The organism is Pseudomonas sp. P4_C8, assembly GCF_056401975.1.
The window spans coordinates 24,956-45,377 of the sequence record NZ_JBFUIH010000034.1 but is presented as its reverse complement, the minus strand read 5'-3'; the positions used below and the strand labels follow the sequence as shown (position 1 = coordinate 45,377).

Genomic DNA, 20,422 nt, shown 5'->3' with positions numbered 1-20,422 from the left:
AACACAAATTTTGTGTGCTCCACCGACCAATGTGGGAGTGAGCCTGCTCGCGATAGCGGTCTAACAGACGCTGAAATTAAAGGACCTGACGCAAGAAGGCCTGAGCCCGTGGATCCTTCGGCGCATCGAAGAACTCGGCCGGCGAAGCATCTTCCAGCAATTTGCCGTGATCGAAAAACAGCACCCGATCCGCCACTTCCCGTGCAAAGCCCATTTCGTGGGTGACGCAGACCATGGTCATACCTTCCACAGCCAAGGTTTTCATCACGTCCAGCACTTCACCGACCATTTCCGGGTCCAGGGCCGAAGTCGGCTCATCGAACAGCATGACCTTCGGCTCCATCGCCAACGCCCGGGCAATCGCCACACGCTGTTGCTGGCCGCCGGACAGGCGCGACGGAAACTCGTGGGCCTTCTGTGCAATGCCGACCTTTTCCAGCAATGCCAAAGCCTTGGCCTCGCGCTCCTTCTTGCCGCGCTTGCGCACGACTTTCTGCGCCAGGCAGAGGTTTTCCAGCACGGTCATGTGCGGGAACAGGTTGAAATGCTGAAACACCATGCCGACTTCGCGGCGGTAGGCGTTCACGTCGGTCTTGGGGTCGGCCAGTTGCAGGCCGTCGATGCTCACCGAACCGGAGTCGAATTCCTCCAGGCCATTGAGGCAGCGCAGGAAGGTCGACTTGCCGGAACCGGACGGGCCGATCACAACCAGCACTTCACCCTTGGCCACTTGCGTGGTGACGTTATCCACCGCACGAACCACTTGGCCACGGGTGTCGAAGACTTTTACCAGATCGCGGACTTCAATCACTTTGCGCGAGCCTCCGCTCAAGCCGGCTGGCGACTTTCGACAGCGGCAGGTTGATCAACAGGTACAACCCGGCCACGCAGAACAAAATTTCGAACGGCGAGAACGAGGTGGTGATGACTTCGCGACCGCTTTTAAGCAGTTCGGTAATCGCAATCACCGAGACCAGCGAAGTGTCCTTGACCAGACTGATGAACTGTCCGGCCAAAGGCGGCAATACTCGCTTCAAGGCTTGCGGCATCACCACGTGGCGCATCGACTGGCCAGCGCTCAGCCCCAACGAACGCGCAGCCTCGTTCTGGCCCCGGGCTATGGACTGCACGCCAGACCGGATGATTTCCCCAACGTAGGCGCCGGTGAACAGCGACAGCGCAGCGATCCCGGCGAATTCCCGGGACAGGTTCATCACGGTGCCGATGAAGAAGTAGAAAATGAAGATCTGCACCAGCAGAGGCGTGCCGCGGACCAGTTCGACGTAAATCGTCGAAAGATCGCGCAGGGTCGGGTTATTCGACAGCCGGCACAGGCCGGTGGCGAGGCCGATCAACAGGCCGAGAACGCCAGACACCACGGACAACCACAACGTCGTCCACAGTCCCCAAAGCAGTGGACCGGCGGCCCAATGTCGTGTCACGCCAATCACATCACCTTCGGCCACATCATCGCCTTGGGCGACTTGCAGGCTGTTGTCATCGACCGTCACGCGTTGCTCATCGCCCGCGTCGTTGCGCAGGGTGACTTCAGCTTTATCGCCTTTGCGCACCAGTTCGCTGACGGTCGAGATGTCAGCGGCGCGCTGGGACTCTTCGGCGTGGTAGGCGAAGTACTGCGGCACGCGGTTCCAACGCCATTCGTAAGACATCAGCGAGGTGGCGTAATACAACGCGCCGGCCAGGCCGATCAGCACCAGCACGGTTAAAACGTGCCAGGGCCATTGGGCTTTTTTCTGTTTCATTGCAGGTTCCGGAATTTGTGTTGCCTGGGAGTCCGCCATCGCGGGCAAGCCCGGCTCCTACAGGGGATCGTGTGATCAACACTGTCCCTGTAGGAGCCGGGCTTACCCGCGATTGAAGCGACGCGGTCTGGCTGACCGGCCTTATTCCATGTCTTTCTGCCAGGCGGTGTCTTTGAACCACTTGTCATGGATGCGATCGTAGGTGCCGTCTTCGTGGATCTGGTGCAGGAAGTTGTTGATGAAGTTGATGCTGTCGTAGTCACCTTTCTTCAGGCCAAAGGCCAGCGGCTCGTAGGTGAACGGCTTGTCGAGAAACACCAGTTTGCCGGCGCCAACCTTGTTCACGGCCACCACGTTGTACGGTGCGTCATAGATGAAGGCGTCAGCCTTGCCGTTGACCACGTCCAGCACCGCTTCCTGCTCATTGTCATAGCCGTGGTACTGGGCTTTGGAGATCAGCTTCCTGGCGACCATCTCGCCGGTGGTGCCGAGCTTGGAGGTGATGCGGTAGTCGGCAGTGTTCAGGTCTTTATAGGACTTGATGGTGCCTTCCAGCTCTTTGCGGATCAGTAGCGTCTGACCGACCACGATGAACGGTTCACTGAAATTCAGGCGCAGGTTACGCTCCTGAGTCAGGGTCATGCCGCTGCCGATCATGTCGAACTTGTCGGTCATCAGGGCGGGAATAATACCGTCATAGCCGGTGGACACCAGTTCCAGCTTGACGCCCATGGCCTTGGACATGGCTTTTAGAATATCGACTTCGAAACCGATGATCTCGCCGCGCTTGTTGGTCATCTCGAACGGCATGTAGGTCGGGTCCATGCCGACTTTCAGCGTGCCGCGCTTGACCGCGTCATCGATGGCACCGGCCTGCGCCGCGCTGACTGCAACCAGCGCCGTGACGCCGACCAGCAGCATCGAGAGATACTTCTTCATCATCATGTCCCCAAAACCATTGCGGTGTGAGGCGCGCAAAACGGCGGTTTCCCTCAGGAAACGCACCCATACGGACAAAAATTATCCGGGCGCACCAATTCGGGGACGGATCCTAACGCACTCGCCCGTTTGCACAAGGGTTTGCAAACGATCAGACAAAAAAAGCCCCGCTCAATCAGCGGGGCTTTTTATCAGGCCAGTTGTGCTTGCGCACTCAGCGGCTTGAGCGGCAACAGCGGCGCGTGGGGATCGGCTTTCACCGATGTACGCCAGGCTTGCAGCCATTCGGGGTGACTTTCGCTCCAGATCTGCTCATGCAGTCGAGCCAATGCCACCGGGTCACTCAGCAGTTGCATACGCTCATTGTTGTTCAAGCCGTGAGGCCCGACTTTCAAGGCGTGACGAACCCGCTCTACCCGCAACCACTCGATCGGCTCGGCCTGACCGTGACGCGACGTCGCCAGCGAGCACGCCAAGGCGTTCTGCTGCGGGTCGACCACCGACCGGATGAAGCCGTCGTTCAGTGCGTGATAGCGGTTTTCGTGGGTGTACTGGTCAGTGGCCAGCAACGCCTGTGGCGGATTGTATTCCTCGGGGATCAGGAACAGGCTCTCGTCACGGGATTTCAGGCCCAGACCGACACGGCTGGAGATCACCGACACCGGGATCGACAGCATCAACGAACCAACGATCGGCACCAGCCACCACAGGAAGCTCGGGTTCAGCCAGATCACCAGCAAGGCCCAGAAGAAGCCCAGCAAGGTCTGCGGACCGTGGCGTTTGACCGCTTCGCTCCATGGCGTGGAGTCGTCGTCACGTTGTGGCGAGTTCCAGGTCGCGGCCCAGCCGAGGAACGCGGCGAGGACGAAACGGGTGTGGAAAATCATCCGCACCGGCGCCAGCAGCATGGAGAACAGCACCTCCAGCAACATCGACAACGTCACCTTGAACTTGCCACCGAACTCTGTCGCACCTTTGGCCCAGATCAGGAGGATGCTCAACAACTTCGGCAGGAACAACAGCACGATGGTCGTGGAGAACAGCGCGACGGCCTTGTCCGGATGCCATTGCGGCCACAGCGGATAGAGCTGACGCGGTTCCATGAAGTATTGCGGCTCCATCAGCGTGTTGACCGCCAGCAGCGCCGTCGACAGCACGAGGAAGAAGAACCACAACGGCGCCGACAGATAAGACATCACGCCGGTCAGGAACACCGCCCGGTGAACCGGGTGCATGCCTTTGACCAGGAACAGGCGGAAGTTCATCAAGTTACCGTGGCACCAGCGACGGTCACGCTTGAGTTCGTCCAGCAAGTTCGGCGGCAGTTCTTCGTAGCTGCCCGGCAAGTCATAGGCAATCCACACGCCCCAGCCGGCACGGCGCATCAGCGCTGCTTCAACGAAGTCATGGGACAGAATCGCACCGGCGAAAGCGCCTTTACCCGGCAACGGCGCCAGGGCGCAGTGCTCGATAAACGGCTTCATGCGGATGATCGCGTTGTGGCCCCAGTAGTGGGATTCGCCCAACTGCCAGAAGTGCAGACCAGCGGTAAACAGCGGACCGTACACGCGAGTCGCAAACTGCTGCATGCGCGCATAAAGAGTGTCCATGCCCGATGCACGCGGCGCGGTCTGAATGATCCCGGCGTCCGGTGTGGCTTCCATCAAGCGCACCAGACTGGTCAGGCATTCGCCGCTCATCACGGAGTCCGCGTCGAGCACGACCATGTACTTGTAATCGCCACCCCAACGACGGCAGAAGTCGTCGAGGTTACCGCTTTTACGTTTCACGCGACGGCGACGGCGACGATAGAAGATCTTGCCGAAGCCCTTGGCTTCGCGACACACGTCCAGCCAGGCTTGCTGCTCGGCAACGCAGATGTCGGCGTCGTTACTGTCACTGAGGACGAAGAAGTCGAAGCGATCCAGGTCACCCGTGGCCGCAACAGACTCGAACGTCGCGCGCAAACCGGCAAACACCCGTGGCACGTCTTCGTTGCAGATCGGCATCACCAGTGCGGTGCGTGCGTCCTTTGGAATCGGTTCATTCCCGGCGCTTTTACCGGAAATGCGGTATTTATCGTGACCGGTGAGCAACTCGAGGAAGCCCATCAACGCGGTCCAGAAACCGGCCGACACCCAGCAGAACAGAATCCCGAACAGAATCAGGATGCTGGTTTGCAGCGCATACGGCAGCACCTGCGTGGCGGTTTGCAGCAGCGGTTGATGCAGCACTTCGTTGAGGTCGACAAACGACCAGCCCTGATACGGCATGATGCCTTTCATGTACCAGCCGGCCACGATGGTCTGGCCGAGCATCAGCACCAGCAGGATGTAGCGACGGATCGAACCCACGGTGCGCCAGCGGGCAGCCGGCAATACGCGTTCATCTTTCGGCGGAGCCGGCGGATTGGTGCGACCGGTCAGGCGACGCCAGCCACGCACCAGAATGTTGGTGCGCCACGGCTCCGGCACGACTTTGGTCCGACGGATCGGTGGGGTCGCCTTGAGGCAAACCCGACCGCTGGCGTCGACCGCCAGCATTTCCGCTTCTTCCAACTCTTGCGCCGTGTTCAGGGTCAAGCGACGGCCTACCGAGGCTTGGGCGGCCTCGGCAGGCGCGTCGAACGTTGAAGACGACAGACGCTGGTGCAGTTCGCTAAAGGACTGGCAGCCCGCGAGTTCCGCGCGCTGCTGGTCGGTCATCGGTAGATGCGCCAGATACTCGGCAAGCGTCTCTGGCTGTACTTGAGAATTACTCATCGGCAGGCAACTGGTAGCTCCAGGTCTCGGTCAGGACTTCTTCAGTCGGCGCCGATTCCGGTGTGGCTGGGGCCGCGTCGGCAGCAACAGGCTGCTTGGCGTCTTTGTTGGGCTTGTCCTTGGTATCTGCAACCGGCTTGGCATCGGCCTGTTTGGCCTCTGCTTGCTTGGCTTCCTTGTCGGCTTTTTCCTGCTGCTTGGCGGCAACCTTGTCGGCTTTGGCAACAGACGAATTCGACACTGGAAGCGATGTCTTGGCCAGGTCGGCCGGCACGATGTTTTGTACCAGTGCCGCACGCATTTCGGTGGCTTTGCCCGGGTCCTTGATCTTCATGCGCAGCGTCAGGCGCCAGCCCTTGGTTTCAGGGTTGTAACGCACGCTGTTCTCGACCAGTTCGGCGTTGTCACCCACGCTGACCTGGCTGCGAACGTCCGCATCCGCCGGCAAAGCCGCGAGGGACGGGCCTTCGAAGTCCACCAGATAAGCAACGCTACCGTCCGGCTGACGAATCAGGTTGGACTGTTTAACGTCACCGGTAGAACGCAGGGTCTGTTTGACCCAGGCGCTGTCGGGGGCGTGAATCGTGTCTTCGTCCATGGTCCAGTGCAGGCGATAGGCAACATCAAGCGGCTGGCCCGGCTCCGGCAGTTTTTCCGGGTTCCAGAAAGCAACGATATTATCGTTGGTTTCGTCGGCGGTCGGAATCTCGACCAGATCCACGGTACCCTTGCCCCAGTCACCCTTCGGCTCGATCCAGGCGCTTGGGCGCTTGTCGTAGCGGTCATCGAGGTCTTCGTAGTGGTTGAAGTCACGGCCACGTTGCAGCAAGCCGAAGCCTCGCGGGTTTTCGACCGAGAAGTTGCTCACCGACAGGTGTTTCGGGTTGTTCAATGGGCGCCAGATCCATTCGCCATTGCCGGCATGGATCGCCAGGCCGCTGGAATCGTGCAGTTCACGACGGTAGTTCAGCACTTTCGATGGCTGGTTGGCGCCGAACAGATACATGCTCGTTAATGGAGCGATACCCAGCTTGCCGACCTTGTCACGCAGGAACATCTGCGCCTTGACGTCGACAATGGTGTCGCTGCCTGGACGCAGGGTCAGGCGATAGGCACCGGTAGCACGCGGTGAATCCAGCAACGCAAAAATCACCAGATGTTTGTCGCCCGGCTTTGGCTGTTGAATCCAGAACTCGGTGAACCGCGGGAACTCTTCGCCGGATGGCAACGCGGTATCAATCGCCATGCCCCGAGCAGACAGACCATAGACGTGACCCTTGCCGACGACGCGGAAGTAGCTGGCGCCGAGCATGGTCATGATTTCGTCTTGCTTGTCAGCCTTGTTGATCGGGTACAGCACCCGGAAACCGGCATAACCCAGTTGTTCGGTGGCTTTAGGATCGAACTTCACGTCGCCGAAATCGAAACGACTAGGGTCGTACTTGATCTCTTCGACGGAGTTAGCCGTGATTTCGTTGATTTTCACCGGCGTATCGAAATGCATACCCTGGTGATAGAACGACAGCTTGAACGGGGTTTTCTGGTCCGCCCATTCTGCCTTTTCGGTCAGGAAACGAATTTTCTGATAGTCCGCGAATTTCATATCGCGGAACTCGTTCGGCAGGTTACTGCGCGGAGCTTCGTATTTTTGCGCGGCCAGCTCTTTTGCCTTGACCGACACATCCTCCAGATTGAATGCCCACAGCTGGCCGGCGCTGAACAGGCAGAGCAGTGCAGAGCCCGCCACCAGAGCGCTTCGGAACCGTTTGGCAGTCAATTTTGGTGCATTACAGGGACTAACAATCACGAGCAACCCTCGCCGAAAACAGATCAAAAAACCAACGGCCAGTTGAAGGGTCTGCACGGTCAACGGCATGAAAAAACCGACCTTGCAAACCACTCTTGCCAAGTTGGCGAGCATTGTTCCGACTCCGATGGGGCTAAATGATTCCCCAAACGGTCCAGGACAAGTCTCTACCTAAGTCAAAATGGACCAACGAACGCCGATCCCCGTAGCGCGCGATTATCTAGCAGGCCGCGTTACAACGCATCATGCGCAACAAAGTATTTCTCGCGAAAAACGCCTGTTTGCAGTCGAAAAGCCCTTAAAAAGTTGTTTCAAGTGCTTTCAGGTCTGTAACAGGAAGGTTACCGGGCCATCGTTGACCAGGTGCACCTGCATATCCGCGCCGAATCTACCTGATGCCACAGTGCCATGCACCTGTTTCGCTTTACCTAATAGATAGTCGAAAAGTTCCTCACCCAAGGCCGGAGGGGCCGCGGTCGAAAAACTCGGGCGCAGCCCGTTTTTGGTGTCGGCGGCCAAGGTGAACTGTGAAACCAGCAACAACCCGCCACCGACATCTGCCAAGGACAGATTCATCTTGCCCTCGGCGTCGCTGAATACCCGATAGTTAAGCAGCTTATTCAGAAGTTTGTCGGCACTGGCCCGAGTATCCCCGGGCTCGACGGCGACCAGTACCAGTAACCCGTGGTCAACAGCACCCACCACCTCCCCCGCTACCTCGACTCGCGCACCACGCACGCGTTGCAGCAGGCCCTTCATGCTTCTTCGGGCGGCAGATCGAGCAAGCGGCGCGCCATCTGGTTGGCGGCTCGCACCAGCGCATCGGTGATGCCCGGTTCGGAAGCGGCATGGCCGGCATCACGGATGACCTGCAACTCACTGTTCGGCCAGTTCTGGTGCAATTCCCAGGCATTGTCCAACGGGCAAATCACATCGTAGCGGCCGTGGACAATCACACCCGGCAAATGGGCAATCTTGCCCATGTCACGGATCAGCTGATTGGGCTTAAGGAAGGCATTGTTGGTGAAGTAGTGACATTCGATGCGAGCAATCGACAGCGCGCGCTGAGGCTCAGAGAAGCGATCAACCACCTGCGGATTCGGGCGCAGGGTCGCAGTCCGGCCTTCCCAGAGAGACCAGGCCTTGGCCGCGTGCATCTGGGCGATCTGGTCGTTGCCGACCAGACGTTTGTGGAAAGCGCTGAGCAAATCTTCGCGCTCGTCCATCGGGATCGGTGCAACGTAATCCTGCCAGTAATCAGGGAACAGGCGGCTGGCACCGGCCTGGTAGAACCACTCGATTTCCTGCGGACGGCAGAGAAATATCCCGCGCAGAATCAGACCGTGCACACGCTCCGGGTGGGTTTGCGCGTAGGCCAGCGCCAAAGTCGAACCCCACGAACCACCGAACAGCACCCATTTATCGATGCCCAGATGCTGGCGAATTCGCTCAAGGTCGGCGACCAGATCCCAGGTGGTGTTGTTTTCGAGGCTGGCGTGGGGGGTGGAGCGACCGCAACCGCGCTGGTCAAAGGTGACGATGCGATACAGGTTGGGATCGAAATACCGACGGCTTTGAGCATCACACCCGGCGCCGGGGCCGCCGTGAATGAACACCACCGGCAAACCTTCCGGTGAACCGCTTTCGTCGACATACAGCGTGTGGGTTTCGTCGACGGCCAGATCGTGCCGGGCGTGGGGTTTGATCTGCGGGTACAAAGTCTGCATTGCGCGCTCCGTAAGGGGTCGAGGTCATCCCTGGGGGGACTTCTAATATTCTGCCGTCCGGCATCATAAACCCGAATTACGTCAATGAGCATGTCCCGTGCAGCGTCACAACCTGTCAGCCAAAAACCCGAGCAGCGTTTCATAGAGTGTGTCGACCTCGACGGCCTGAGTGAGCGCGCTCAAAAAGCCGAGCGGGACGGTGCGGCGTTCCGACAAACGCCCTCACCGCCCTTGCCACCGGGTTAGGCGTTGTAGTGGTTTTCACCCCAAGCCAGCAGCCCTTGCAGCAACTCCTTGAGCACCACTTGCGTCGGCGCAGCCAGGTCCGGGCGATAGCGGAACGGCTCGAACTCTTCCATATAAGTGCACTGCCCCAACTCCAGTTGCACGGCATGAATGTTCTCCGCCGGGTTGCCGTAATGCCGGGTGATGTGGCCGCCCTTGAAGCGGCCATTCAGCACATGGCTGTAATCGCCGTGGCGCGCGCAAATGGCTTCCAGCTGGCTGGCCAACTCAGGATCGCAACTGGCGCCATTGAAAGTGCCGAGATTGAAGTCCGGCAGCTTGCCGTCATACAGGTGCGGGATGATCGAGCGGATCGAGTGTGCGTCGAACAGCAATGCATAACCGAACTCGGCTTTCAGTCGCGCCAGCTCGTTCTGCAAGGTCGTGTGATACGGCGTCCAGATTTGCTCCAGATAGGTCGCGCGTTCTTCTTTCGACGGCTCCAGCCCTTCGCGGAACAACGGTATGCCATCGAACAGCGTTGCCGGATACAGACCGGTGGTGGCGCCTACATATAAAGGCTTGTCGTCGGACGGCCGGTTCAGGTCGATGACGAACCGCGAATACTCGGCGGCCAGGGTGCTGGCACCCAGTTCGGCGGCAAAGTCGTAAAGCTGCGGAATGTGCCAGTCAGTATCCGGCAGGCTGCGGGCGTCGGGAATCAACCCGGCTTCGACCGCCGGAGTCAGGCGCACGCCAGCGTGGGGCATGCTGATCAGCAGCGGCACGCGGCCTTGTTTGAAGTTCAGAACCTTATCCACAACTGCTCTCCTAAACGCTTGTCTCGACGCCGTGACGCACGACGCGTTTTTCCAGGTCACCGCCCAGCCAGTACGACAGGTCGGCCGGACGATCAATTTGCCAGGCGACAAAATCCGCGACCTTGCCGGCTTCCAGCGAACCGTGGGTGTCGGCCAAGCCCAGTGCAGTGGCGGCATGAAGGGTCGCGCCAGCCAAGGCTTCTTCCGGGGTCATGCGGAAACAGGTGCAAGCCATGTTCAGCATCAAGCGCAACGACAGCGCTGGCGAGGTGCCGGGGTTGAGGTCGCTGGCGATGGCGATTTTCACGCCGTGTTTGCGCAGCGCATCCATCGGCGGCAATTGGGTTTCACGCAGGAAGTAGAACGCACCCGGCAGTAGCACTGCGACGGTTCCGGACTTGGCCATGGCGATGGCGTCGTCCTCGGTCATGAACTCCAGGTGATCCGCCGACAGTGCGTGATAACGCGCCGCCAGGCTCGAACCGTGCAATGACGACAGTTGCTCGGCGTGCAGCTTCACCGGCAATCCGAGTTCCTGTGCGGTGATGAACACACGCTCGACCTGCGCCGGCGAGAACGCCAGGTATTCGCAGAAGGCGTCCACCGCATCCACCAACCCTTCGGCGGCCAGAGCCGGGAGCATCTCGGCGCAGATGTGATCGATGTAGTCGTCGGCACGATCGGCGTATTCCGGCGGCAAGGCGTGGGCGGCCAGGCACGTGCTGCGCACGCTCACCGGCAGTTCGGCGCCGAGACGACGAATAACCCGCAGGATCTTGCGCTCGCTGGCCAGGTCGAGGCCGTAGCCGGACTTCATTTCGACCGTGGTCACGCCGTCGCGCATCAGGCTTTTCAGACGTTTGGCGGCGCTGGCGAACAGTTCGTCTTCGGTCGCCGCGCGGGTGGCGCGCACGGTGCTGGCGATGCCGCCACCGGCCGCGGCGATTTCCGCGTAGCTGACGCCTTGCAGGCGCTGTTCGAATTCGCCGCTGCGGTTACCGCCAAACACCGTGTGGGTGTGGCAGTCGATCAGGCCCGGCGTTACCCAGGCCCCTTGCAAATCGTTGACGGCCGGGTATTCACCCGTCGGCAGGTCAGCGCGCGGGCCGATCCACTCAATGAGCGCACCTGACGTCACGATGGCCGCGTCCTCGATGATCGAGTAGACGCCTTGTGCCATGGTTGCGACGTGGCAGTGTTGCCAGAGAGTTTTCATCCGTGGCCTCCGTTAGGTTATTGATGTGAAAAAGAAGGTTCCTGCTCTACCAGTGCCGCCTGGCCCGCCGCCGGTTTCACCCACGTCAGGTAGGCCAGCACCAGCAGCACGATCCAGACCACACCGACGATCAGCGCCGCCTGGGTGTCCGGGAAATAACCCAGCACGCCGAAAATGAACAGCATGAAGGCAATCGCCGCCATCGGCGCATAGGGCCAGAACGGTACAGGGAACTTCAGTTGTGCGACCTGCTCGGCACTCATGGAACGACGCATGGCCACCTGGGTACACAGAATCATCAGCCAGACCCATACCGTGGCAAAGGTCGCGATGGAGGCGATCAACAGAAACACGTTTTCCGGAATCAGGTAGTTCAACAGCACACCCAGCAGCAGCGCGGCACTCATCACCACCACGGTCATCCATGGCACGCCATTACGCGACAAACGGGCGAAGCCCTTAGGTGCGTGCCCTTGCTGGGCCAGACCGTACATCATGCGGCCAGCGCCGAAGATGTCGCTGTTGATGGCCGAGATCGCCGCCGAGATCACCACGATATTGAGGATGGTCGCCGCCGAGCTGATGCCCAGATTGTCGAAAATCTGCACGAACGGACTGCCCTGGCTGCCGATCTGCTGCCATGGAAAGATCGACATCAGTACGAACATGGTCAGCACGTAGAACAGCAAAATACGCAACGGTACGGCATTGATCGCTCTAGGCAGCACATGCTGCGGATCTTTGGCCTCACCGGCGGTCACGCCGATGATTTCAATCCCGCCGAATGCGAACATCACCACCGCGAACGAGGCGATCAGACCACCCACGCCATTGGGCATGAAACCGCCATGGCTCCAGAGGTTGCTGATATCGGTCGCTTGGGCGCCGGGGGCCGTGCTGATGCCGAACAGCATGATGCCGAAGCCACCCAGAATCATCGCGACGATGGCTGCGACCTTGAGCAGTGACAGCCAGAACTCCATTTCACCGAAGACCTTGACGTTGCACAGGTTCAAGCCGCCGACCACCGAAACGATGCCCAGCACCCAGATCCAGCGGGAGACTTCCGGGAACCAGAAGCCCATGTAAATACCGAACGCGGTGACGTCGGCCATGCCGACGATGACCATTTCGAACGCGTAGGTCCAACCGAGGATGAAGCCCGCCATCGGCCCCAGATAGGTGCTGGCGTACTGACCGAAAGAGCCGGCCACCGGGTTGTGCACCGCCATCTCACCGAGGGCGCGCATGACCATGAACACCGCTGCGCCACCGATCAGGTAGGCGAGCAATACCGCGGGCCCGGCCATTTGAATGGCCGAGGCAGAACCGTAAAACAGCCCGGTGCCGATCGCCGACCCCAGCGCCATGAAGCGAATATGTCGGGCAGAAAGCCCGCGTTTCAAACCTTTTGCTGGCTGTTGCATTTCTCGTCCTTAATTATTCTTATTCGACGCAAAATCGAATCGCCGGCAAGCCGGCTCCTACAGGGTTCATGCGATCCACTGTAGGAGCTGGCTTGCCAGCGAAGGCGCCCTTAGAGGCTAGGCAGCAACTTCGCCATCACCAGCTCGTTCAGGCAACGCGAGGCCAACAATTCAGTCGCCGCATTGATGTCCGGAGCAAAGAAGCGGTCCTTCTCATAAAACGGCACTTCGTTACGCAGGATGGCGCGAGCCTTTTCCAGTTTTGCCGAGCTCTTCAGGCCTTCACGCAAGTCCAGGCCCTGAGCCGCCGCCAACCATTCCACGGCCAGAACACCGCGAGTGTTTTCCGCCATTTCCCACAGGCGCTTGCCCGCCGCCGGGGCCATGGACACGTGGTCTTCCTGGTTCGCCGAGGTCGGCAGGCTGTCCACCGAATGCGGGTGCGCCAGGGCCTTGTTCTCGCTGGCCAGTGCCGCTGCAGTCACCTGAGCGATCATGAAACCGGAGTTCACGCCACCGTTGGCCACCAGGAACGGCGGCAGTTGCGACATGTGCTTGTCCATCATCAGCGAGATGCGGCGTTCGCTCAGGGAACCGATTTCAGCGATGGCCAGCGCCATGTTGTCAGCCGCCATGGCCACTGGTTCGGCGTGGAAGTTACCGCCGGAAATCACGTCGCCTTCAGCGGCGAACACCAGCGGGTTATCGGAGACGGCGTTGGCTTCGACCTCCAACACTTCGGCGGCCTGACGGAACTGAGTCAGGCAAGCGCCCATGACTTGTGGCTGGCAGCGCAGAGAGTACGGGTCCTGGACCTTTTCGCAGTTTTCGTGCGAGTCAGACACTTCACTGCGCTCGCCCAGCAGGTCGCGGTAAGCGGCAGCGGCGTCGATCTGGCCTTTCTGGCCACGGGCGGCGTGGATGCGTGCATCGAACGGCGAGCGCGAGCCCAATACCGCTTCAACGGTCAACGCGCCCAGCGCAACAGCGCCAGCGAACAGGTCTTCGCCTTCAAACAAACCGCGCAGCGCGTAAGCGGTCGACACCTGAGTGCCGTTGAGCAGCGCCAGGCCTTCTTTTGCGGCCAGGGTCAGCGGGGTCAGACCGGCGATTTTCAGCGCTTCGGTGGCTTCCATCCACTCGCCTTTGTAGCGGGCCTTGCCTTCACCCAGCAGCACCAGCGACATATGGGCCAACGGTGCCAGGTCACCGGAAGCACCGACCGAGCCTTTCAACGGGATGTGCGGGTAGACCTCGGCGTTGATCAGCGCGATCAGCGCGTCGATGACCACGCGACGAATACCGGAGAAACCACGGCTCAGGCTGTTGACCTTGAGCACCATGACCAGGCGCACCAAGGCGTCGCTGATCGGCTCGCCGACACCGGCGGCGTGAGACAGAACCAGCGAGCGCTGGAGGTTTTCCAGGTCTTCGCTGGCGATGCGGGTCGAGGCCAGCAGGCCGAAACCGGTGTTGATGCCGTAGGCGGTGCGATTCTCGGCGAGGATCTGTTCCACGCAGGCAACGCTGGCTTCAATCTGTGCCGAGGCGCTGTGGTCGAGGGTCAGTTTCACCGGCTGCTGATAGACATCACGCAGTTGGGCGAGGCTCAGTTGGCCGGGAATCAGGTTTAGCGCAGTCATTTTGTGCTCCTTTTGAGAGTTGTTAATGCTCTCTGTTTAGAGAGGCAGACCAGACGCTCCGGAAATATCCGTTGTCCGTCGCCTCCCCCTTCATGAGGGGGCTGGCGCCTTGGCACGCTGGTTTTTATTGGAAGTCAGTTCAGGTTCGGTACAGCGTTGTGCAGCAAATTCTGTTCTTTCAATACAGCGGCGGCCGCAGCGATGTCCGGTGCCAGCCAGCGATCCTGATCGTAGGCAGGAACGCGCTCACGCAGCAGACGCCACGCCGCATCGGTGCCAGCGCCGAAGCGCTGTTCTTTGAGGAACTCGAATGCCTGAGATGCCAGCAGGTACTCGATGGCGAGGATCTGCGTGCAGTTTTCCAAGGCACGATGCAGCTTCAGCGCGGCGTTGGTGCCCATGCTCAAGTGGTCTTCCTGCAAGCCGGACGTGACGTAGTTGTCGAGCACGGCCGGTTGCGCCAATTGACGGTTTTCCGCGCACAGGGAAGCGGCGACGTACTGGACGATCATCATCCCGGAGTTGACGCCCGGATTGGCCACCAGAAACGCCGGCAGTCCGCTGACGTGGGGGTTGATCAACCTGTCGAGGCGCCGCTCGGCGATGGAGCCGATTTCGGCCATGGCGATGGCCAGCAGGTCCGCCGCCATTGCTACGGATTGACCGTGCGGGTTGGCCTGGGAAACGACGCGGTAGTTCTCCGGCGTGCCCAGCACCAATGGGTTGTCGGTGGCGCCGTTGAGTTCGTTTTCAATCTGTCTGGTCGCGTGAACCAGCTGGTCACGGGCAGCGCCGTGGACCTGCGGGATCGAGCGAATGCTCAAGGCGTCCTGGGTGCGAATGCCTTTGCTGCTGGCGATCACTTCACTGCCATCGAGCACCGCGCGCAAATTGATCCCGACTTGCTGCATGCCCGGGTGCGGCTTGAGCGCGATGATTTCGGCGTCGAACGCATCGATCTGACCGCGCTGGGCTTCGAAACTCATGGCGCCGATCACGTCGGCCCACTGCAGCAAATGCGCGGCGTCGGCAATCGCCAGGCAGCTGAGGCCGGTCATGCACGGTGTGCCGTTGACCAGGCACAAACCGTCCTTGGCGCCGAGCTTGACCGGTTGCAGGCCTTCTTCGGCCAAGGCTCGCTGAGCGGAAACGATTTGCCCGCGATAGCTGACATTGCCGACACCCAGCAGCGCAATGCCGATGTGCGCCATGTGCGTCAGGTAGCCGACAGAACCCTGGGACGGCACTTGCGGGGTGATGCCACGGTTGAGCAACGCCAGCAAGGCTTCGACCACTTGGCGGTGCAGGCCGGATTTGCCGTGGCTGTAGTTGACGACGGCGGCGCACATGATCGCGCGAGTCTGTTCGTTGGTCAGCGGTGCACCCACGCCACAGGCGTGGCTGAGAAGCGTGTTGCGCGACAACTGGCTGAGTTGTTCATCTTGCAGGGAGACGTTGCACAACGCGCCCAGCCCGGTGTTGATGCCGTAGGCGCGCTCGCCGCTGGTGACGATGCGCTGGACGATGCCCTGGGCGTTTTCAATACGTGCCCAGACCGGCGCCGACAGCTCAAGCTGTGCGCCATGACGAGCGACGGCCACCACATCCTGCCAACGCACGAGTGCATCGGCGATAACGATTTTTTCAGCCTGGGACATCTTTGACCTCTGCGTACAAACCTGAATTTTGTTGCCGCTTCACCGACGCTATCGCGAGCAAGCTTTGCTCCTACAGATTACTTCCGAACCTGTAGGAGCATGGCTTGCCCGCGATGGGGCCGGCACAGCCGACACAAACCTGTTAAACCACCGCCGCCCGACGCTGCACAAACCGGTCGACATACTCATCCGCCGGCGAATGCAGGATCTCTCGCGGGGTGCCGACCTGAATCAGGCGGCCGTCCTTGAGAATCGCAATGCGATTGCCGATGCGCACGGCCTCGTCGAGGTCGTGGGTGATGAAGACGATGGTCTTGTGCAGGGTCTTTTGCAGCTCCAGCAACTGGTCCTGCATCTCGGCACGGATCAACGGGTCAAGGGCGCTGAACGCTTCGTCCATCAAGATGATGTCAGTGTCCGCCGCCAAGGCGCGGGCCAGGCCCACACGCTGACGCATGCCACCCGAAAGCTGATGCGGGTATTTGTTTTCGTAGCCCTTGAGGCCCACGGTGTTGATCCAGTGCAACGCACGCTCGGAACACATTTGCTTGCTCTCGCCGCGCACTTTCAGGCCGTAGGCAACGTTATCCACCACGGTCTTGTGCGGCAGCAGGCCGAAGCTCTGGAACACCATGCTGATCCGGTGCCGGCGAAATTCGCGCAGGGCTTCCATGTCGTATTGCAGGATGTCCACGCCGTCCACCAGGATCGCGCCGCTGGTCGGGTCGATCAGGCGGTTGAAGTGGCGCACCAGGGTCGATTTACCCGAACCCGACAGGCCCATGATCACGAAGATCTCGCCAGTGCCGATGCTCAGGGACAAATCGTTCACGCCGACCACACAGCCGGTTTCGGCCAGCACCTGATCTTTGGTTTTGCCCTGGCCAATCATCGCCAGTGCATCCTTGGAACGGTTGCCGAAAATCTTGAAGACGTTTTTGACTTCGATCTTGCTCACGGTCGCGTTGTTCATTTGCTCACCTCATGCCGTGCCCGACCGTACGCCTGTGTAATGCGGTCGATCACCACAGCCAGAATCACGATCGCCAGACCGGCTTCCAGGCCACGTCCGACGTTGAGGGTCTGAATCCCCACCAGTACGTCTTCACCCAAGCCACGAGCACCGATCATCGAGGCAATCACTACCATCGACAGCGCCATCATGGTGGTCTGGTTGATCCCGGCCATGATGCTCGGCAGGGCCAGGGGCAGTTGCACGCCAAACAGTTGCTGCCAGCGGTTGGCACCGAAGGCGTTGATCGCTTCCATCACTTCCCCGTCAACTTGGCGAATGCCCAGATCGGTCAAGCGAATCAGCGGCGGTGCGGCATAAATCACAGTGGCGAAAATCGCCGGCACCTTGCCCAGACCGAACAGCATCAGCACCGGAATCAGGTACACGAAGCTCGGCATGGTCTGCATGATATCCAGCATCGGCATCAGCACCGAACGCAGGCGATTGCTGCGTGCCGAGAGAATGCCTAGCGGAATGCCGATCAGCACCGAAATGATCGTCGCGACCATCATCAGCGCCAGGGTTTGCATCAACTTGTCCCAGAGGCCGACCGCGCCCACCAGGAACAACAAGCCGACAATCACACTCGTGGTCACGACTTTGCGGGTCGCGTGCCAGGCAACGCCCGCGACGATGGCCAGCATCAGCCACCAGGGCGCCGCGCGCAGCAGCCCTTCAAGATTGACGATGGCCCACAGCAGCGTGTCAGAGATCTGCCGGAACACGTCGCCGTAGTTGGTGACCAGCGTATCGACCCAACTGTTGACCCAGTCGGCGATGGAAAAGGTAAAGCTTTCGGGAAACATAAGAGACTCTCAATCAAGGGGTTGCGATCAAGCGTCCGACTGCCGTTGCCGACAGTCGGAGAGGCCCAACCTACAAGGCCGCGTCGATTTTCTTGGCTGCGTCTTCGCTCACCCACGCGTGCCAGACTTCAGGATGTTCCTTCAAGAAGATCTTGGCCAGTTTTGGCGACTCGATCCGCTCTTTGGTCATGCGCCCGAGGTTCTGGTTGAGGATGTCAATCGGCACGTTGACCTTTTCCAGCACGGCCACCAGTTCCGGGGCTTCGTCGTGGAACGTCTTGGACAGGCCGACCTTGATATCCACAGTCTTGTTCACGCCTGGTTTCTCTTCGAGCTTGACCAGGTCAACCTGGCCCATCAGCGGGGTTGGCGACCAGTAGTAGAACAGGATCGGCTCGCCACGCTTGTAGCTCGAGAGTACGGCGGCATCCAGCGCCGGGCCGGTGCCTGGGCGGAAGTTGGTGTAGGTGCTTTCCAGGCCGTAGCTCTTCAGCATTTCGCTGTTATCCAGCTCGCAAGTCCAGCCAGCCGGGCAGTTGTAGAAACGGCCCTTGGAAGGCTCTTCCTGGTCCTTGAACACGGAGGCGTATTTGCCCAGATCAGCAATGGCTTTCAGGTCCGGGGCTTTAGGCTCCAACTTGCGTTTGGCGTCGCCTTCGACCACATAACGTGGCACATACCAACCTTCTACCGCGCCCACGACAGGAGCGCCGACACCAACCACTTTGCCGGCCTTCTCAGCCTTGTTCCAGACTTCACTGCGGCCGACCCACTCTTCGGCAAACACTTGAATATCGTTGCTGCTCAGGGCGTTTTCCATGGTGATGGAGTTGCCCGGCAGGCTGTCGGTCTTGCAGTCGTAGCCTTTCTCCAACACGACTTGCATCACGTCGGTCAGGAGCATGGCGCTTTCCCAGTTCAGGCCGGCAAATTTCACCGGTTTGCCCGACTCGCACCAACCGGCAGCCTGAGTGGCGCCGGCACTGGCGAGCAGGCCCATGGAAAGCAATGTGGTCAGCAGGGTCTTGTTCGATTTCATTGTTGTGACGCTCCTAATCATGAATTGGCTTACGGCAGTCAAGAGGCATCCAGCCCTGTCCACGTCCAATCAGGCCTGCGTCGCAACGCGACCGGTCCCGCTTGTTTTAGGTTGTACAACGCTGTCCTGCTCGACCGGCAGAATCAGTTGATCGGGCACTGTGCCGTGCCATTTTTTCGCACACACGTAATACAGGCCTGCTGGAAGCACCAGACCGATGATCCAGGAAATATCCACACCACCCAGGGCGTCCACCAGCGGACCGGTATAGAACTTGGTAGAGATGAATGGCAGTTGCACCAGCACACCAAAGACATAAACGCTGATACCGAGGGCGTTCCAACGGCCGTAGCGACCGTTCGGATCGGCCAGCGCCGGCACGTCATAGCGCTCGCGGGTGATGCAGTAGTAGTCCACCAGGTTGATCGCGCTCCATGGCGTAAAGAACGCCAGCAGGAACAGGATGAAGGACTTGAATGCACCAAGGAACGAGTGCTGACCGAGCAACGCCATCAGGGTCGCAGCACCGACGATGACCAGCACGAAGACCAGACGCTGCAAGCGCGTGACCTTCAGGTCACCACGGAAGCCGCTGATGATGGTCGCGATGCACATGAAGCTGCCGTACGAATTCAGCGTGGAAATGGTGACCTTGCCGAACGCGATGCTGAAGTACAGCAGCGCAGCGGTGGCACCGGTACCACCCAGACCAACGATGTAGGCCACTTCGTGGCCGGCGTATTGCCCGTTGGCCGAAGCGGCAGCGAACACGCCGAGGACCATCGCCACCTGTGCACCAATGACCGAACCTGCGCCTGCGGCAAAAAAAGTTTTCACCGAGGAAATCTTGCTCGGCAGGTAGCGAGAATAGTCAGCCACATAAGGGCCGAAGGCGATCTGCCAGGATGCCGCGAGCGACACCGCGAGCAGGAAACTGCTCCAGCTGAAGTGGCGGATTTGCAACAGTGCGCCAACGTCAACCTGGTTCATCAGACGGCTGAACAGATAAACAAAGGCAATCACGCCAATGACACTGGCAACACGGCCGATCCAATGGATCACCCGATAACCGAGCACCGTGACCAGCACGATGACACTGGCGAAAAGGAGGATACCGACGGTGTCGCTGACGCCAAACAACTGGCCCAGCGCCTGGCCGGAAAGTACGGTGCCCGTTGCGGTGAAACCGAGGTACATCAAGCAGACCAGCACGATCGGGATGGCCGCGCCATAAACGCCGAATTGCACACGACTGGAAATCATCTGTGGCAGGCCAAGCTTCGGCCCTTGCGCCGCGTGCAGCGCCATCACGCCACCGCCCAGCAATTGACCGATCAACAGACCGATCAACGACCAGAACACATCACCACCCAGCACCACGGCCAAGGCCCCGGTGACAATCGCGGTGATTTGCAGGTTGGCACCCATCCACAGGGTGAACTGGCTCAACAGACGACCGTGTCTCTCCGCTTCCGGGATGTAGTCGATCGAACGTTTCTCGATCAACGGTTTACTGCCTGCACGATCGCTGTTAACAGCCATGGTTCAACCTCTGTGGATTGTTATTTGGGTTC

Annotated in this window: 16 protein-coding genes; all 16 read right to left on the bottom strand. The window is 59.9% G+C overall.

Translation table 11 applies throughout. The features are described 5' to 3' along the window. Window positions 1-76: 76 nt before the first annotated feature. The 16 genes from AC1DWM_RS20890 to AC1DWM_RS20815 all read right to left on the bottom strand — a co-directional run bounded on the left by AC1DWM_RS20890 (window position 77) and on the right by AC1DWM_RS20815 (window position 20,390). On the bottom strand, window positions 77-811 hold the full coding sequence (locus AC1DWM_RS20890; RefSeq protein WP_223519905.1) for an amino acid ABC transporter ATP-binding protein: 735 nt from the start codon (window positions 809-811) through the stop codon (window positions 77-79). Further along, the gene (locus AC1DWM_RS20885; protein ID WP_223519903.1) at window positions 804-1,763 is read right to left on the bottom strand and encodes an amino acid ABC transporter permease; all 960 of its coding nucleotides are present in this window, start codon (window positions 1,761-1,763) and stop codon (window positions 804-806) included. Before AC1DWM_RS20885 ends, AC1DWM_RS20890 begins: the two co-directional genes overlap by 8 nt. Before the next feature lie 141 nt (window positions 1,764-1,904). Continuing rightward, window positions 1,905-2,702, bottom strand: coding sequence for a transporter substrate-binding domain-containing protein (locus tag AC1DWM_RS20880; RefSeq protein ID WP_223520190.1), 798 nt, complete (start codon window positions 2,700-2,702; stop codon window positions 1,905-1,907). Window positions 2,703-2,893: 191 nt separating this feature from the next. Then, entirely contained in the window at window positions 2,894-5,464 is a 2,571-nt protein-coding gene (gene mdoH / locus AC1DWM_RS20875) for a glucans biosynthesis glucosyltransferase MdoH (protein WP_223519901.1), read from the bottom strand. Next, window positions 5,457-7,271, bottom strand: coding sequence for a glucan biosynthesis protein G (locus AC1DWM_RS20870; RefSeq protein ID WP_223520188.1), 1,815 nt, complete (start codon window positions 7,269-7,271; stop codon window positions 5,457-5,459). Before AC1DWM_RS20870 ends, mdoH begins: the two co-directional genes overlap by 8 nt. 321 nt (window positions 7,272-7,592) lie before the next feature. Then, window positions 7,593-8,030 carry a D-aminoacyl-tRNA deacylase gene (gene dtd / locus AC1DWM_RS20865; protein WP_223519899.1) on the bottom strand — a complete coding sequence of 146 codons (438 nt, stop codon included), beginning with the start codon at window positions 8,028-8,030 and terminating at the stop codon, window positions 7,593-7,595. After that, complete coding sequence (gene pip / locus AC1DWM_RS20860; protein ID WP_223519897.1) at window positions 8,027-8,998, bottom strand: prolyl aminopeptidase; 972 nt, start codon at window positions 8,996-8,998, stop codon at window positions 8,027-8,029. Before pip ends, dtd begins: the two co-directional genes overlap by 4 nt. 242 nt (window positions 8,999-9,240) lie before the next feature. Beyond that, window positions 9,241-10,044, bottom strand: coding sequence for an N-formylglutamate deformylase (gene hutG / locus AC1DWM_RS20855; protein WP_477796018.1), 804 nt, complete (start codon window positions 10,042-10,044; stop codon window positions 9,241-9,243). A 10-nt stretch (window positions 10,045-10,054) separates the two neighbouring features. Beyond that, on the bottom strand, window positions 10,055-11,260 hold the full coding sequence (hutI, locus tag AC1DWM_RS20850; protein ID WP_477796017.1) for an imidazolonepropionase: 1,206 nt from the start codon (window positions 11,258-11,260) through the stop codon (window positions 10,055-10,057). A gap of 17 nt (window positions 11,261-11,277) precedes the next feature. Continuing rightward, a complete protein-coding gene (locus AC1DWM_RS20845) occupies window positions 11,278-12,687 on the bottom strand; it encodes an amino acid permease (RefSeq protein WP_077432302.1) in 1,410 nt (469 codons plus the stop codon). A gap of 110 nt (window positions 12,688-12,797) precedes the next feature. Further along, window positions 12,798-14,330 carry a histidine ammonia-lyase gene (gene hutH, locus AC1DWM_RS20840; RefSeq protein ID WP_477796016.1) on the bottom strand — a complete coding sequence of 511 codons (1,533 nt, stop codon included), beginning with the start codon at window positions 14,328-14,330 and terminating at the stop codon, window positions 12,798-12,800. Between the two features lie 134 nt (window positions 14,331-14,464). Then, window positions 14,465-15,988, bottom strand: a complete 1,524-nt coding sequence (gene hutH, locus AC1DWM_RS20835) for a histidine ammonia-lyase (protein ID WP_477796015.1) — start codon at window positions 15,986-15,988, stop codon at window positions 14,465-14,467. Window positions 15,989-16,130: 142 nt separating this feature from the next. Continuing rightward, complete coding sequence (locus tag AC1DWM_RS20830) at window positions 16,131-16,961, bottom strand: quaternary amine ABC transporter ATP-binding protein (RefSeq protein WP_223519888.1); 831 nt, start codon at window positions 16,959-16,961, stop codon at window positions 16,131-16,133. Beyond that, window positions 16,958-17,809 (bottom strand): ABC transporter permease, encoded by an 852-nt coding sequence (locus AC1DWM_RS20825; protein ID WP_477796014.1) that lies wholly within the window; start codon window positions 17,807-17,809, stop codon window positions 16,958-16,960. Before AC1DWM_RS20825 ends, AC1DWM_RS20830 begins: the two co-directional genes overlap by 4 nt. A 70-nt stretch (window positions 17,810-17,879) precedes the next feature. Next, complete coding sequence (locus tag AC1DWM_RS20820; RefSeq protein WP_007948994.1) at window positions 17,880-18,848, bottom strand: ABC transporter substrate-binding protein; 969 nt, start codon at window positions 18,846-18,848, stop codon at window positions 17,880-17,882. Window positions 18,849-18,917: 69 nt separating this feature from the next. Next, a complete protein-coding gene (locus AC1DWM_RS20815) occupies window positions 18,918-20,390 on the bottom strand; it encodes a purine-cytosine permease family protein (protein WP_223519883.1) in 1,473 nt (490 codons plus the stop codon). Window positions 20,391-20,422: the final 32 nt, after the last annotated feature.

Bases quoted from the DNA above. Each gene is read 5' to 3' on its own strand.
- AC1DWM_RS20830 (WP_223519888.1), bottom strand. From the start codon at position 16,961: ATGAACAACGCGACCGTGAGCAAGATCGAAGTCAAAAACGTCTTCAAG.
- AC1DWM_RS20815 (WP_223519883.1), bottom strand. From the start codon at position 20,390: ATGGCTGTTAACAGCGATCGTGCAGGCAGTAAACCGTTGATCGAGAAA.
- AC1DWM_RS20885 (WP_223519903.1), bottom strand. From the start codon at position 1,763: ATGAAACAGAAAAAAGCCCAATGGCCCTGGCACGTTTTAACCGTGCTG.
- hutH (WP_477796016.1), bottom strand. From the start codon at position 14,330: ATGACTGCGCTAAACCTGATTCCCGGCCAACTGAGCCTCGCCCAACTG.
- AC1DWM_RS20845 (WP_077432302.1), bottom strand. From the start codon at position 12,687: ATGCAACAGCCAGCAAAAGGTTTGAAACGCGGGCTTTCTGCCCGACAT.
- AC1DWM_RS20820 (WP_007948994.1), bottom strand. From the start codon at position 18,848: ATGAAATCGAACAAGACCCTGCTGACCACATTGCTTTCCATGGGCCTG.
- dtd (WP_223519899.1), bottom strand. From the start codon at position 8,030: ATGAAGGGCCTGCTGCAACGCGTGCGTGGTGCGCGAGTCGAGGTAGCG.
- mdoH (WP_223519901.1), bottom strand. From the start codon at position 5,464: ATGAGTAATTCTCAAGTACAGCCAGAGACGCTTGCCGAGTATCTGGCG.
- hutH (WP_477796015.1), bottom strand. From the start codon at position 15,988: ATGTCCCAGGCTGAAAAAATCGTTATCGCCGATGCACTCGTGCGTTGG.
- AC1DWM_RS20825 (WP_477796014.1), bottom strand. From the start codon at position 17,809: ATGTTTCCCGAAAGCTTTACCTTTTCCATCGCCGACTGGGTCAACAGT.
- pip (WP_223519897.1), bottom strand. From the start codon at position 8,998: ATGCAGACTTTGTACCCGCAGATCAAACCCCACGCCCGGCACGATCTG.
- AC1DWM_RS20880 (WP_223520190.1), bottom strand. From the start codon at position 2,702: ATGAAGAAGTATCTCTCGATGCTGCTGGTCGGCGTCACGGCGCTGGTT.
- hutI (WP_477796017.1), bottom strand. From the start codon at position 11,260: ATGAAAACTCTCTGGCAACACTGCCACGTCGCAACCATGGCACAAGGC.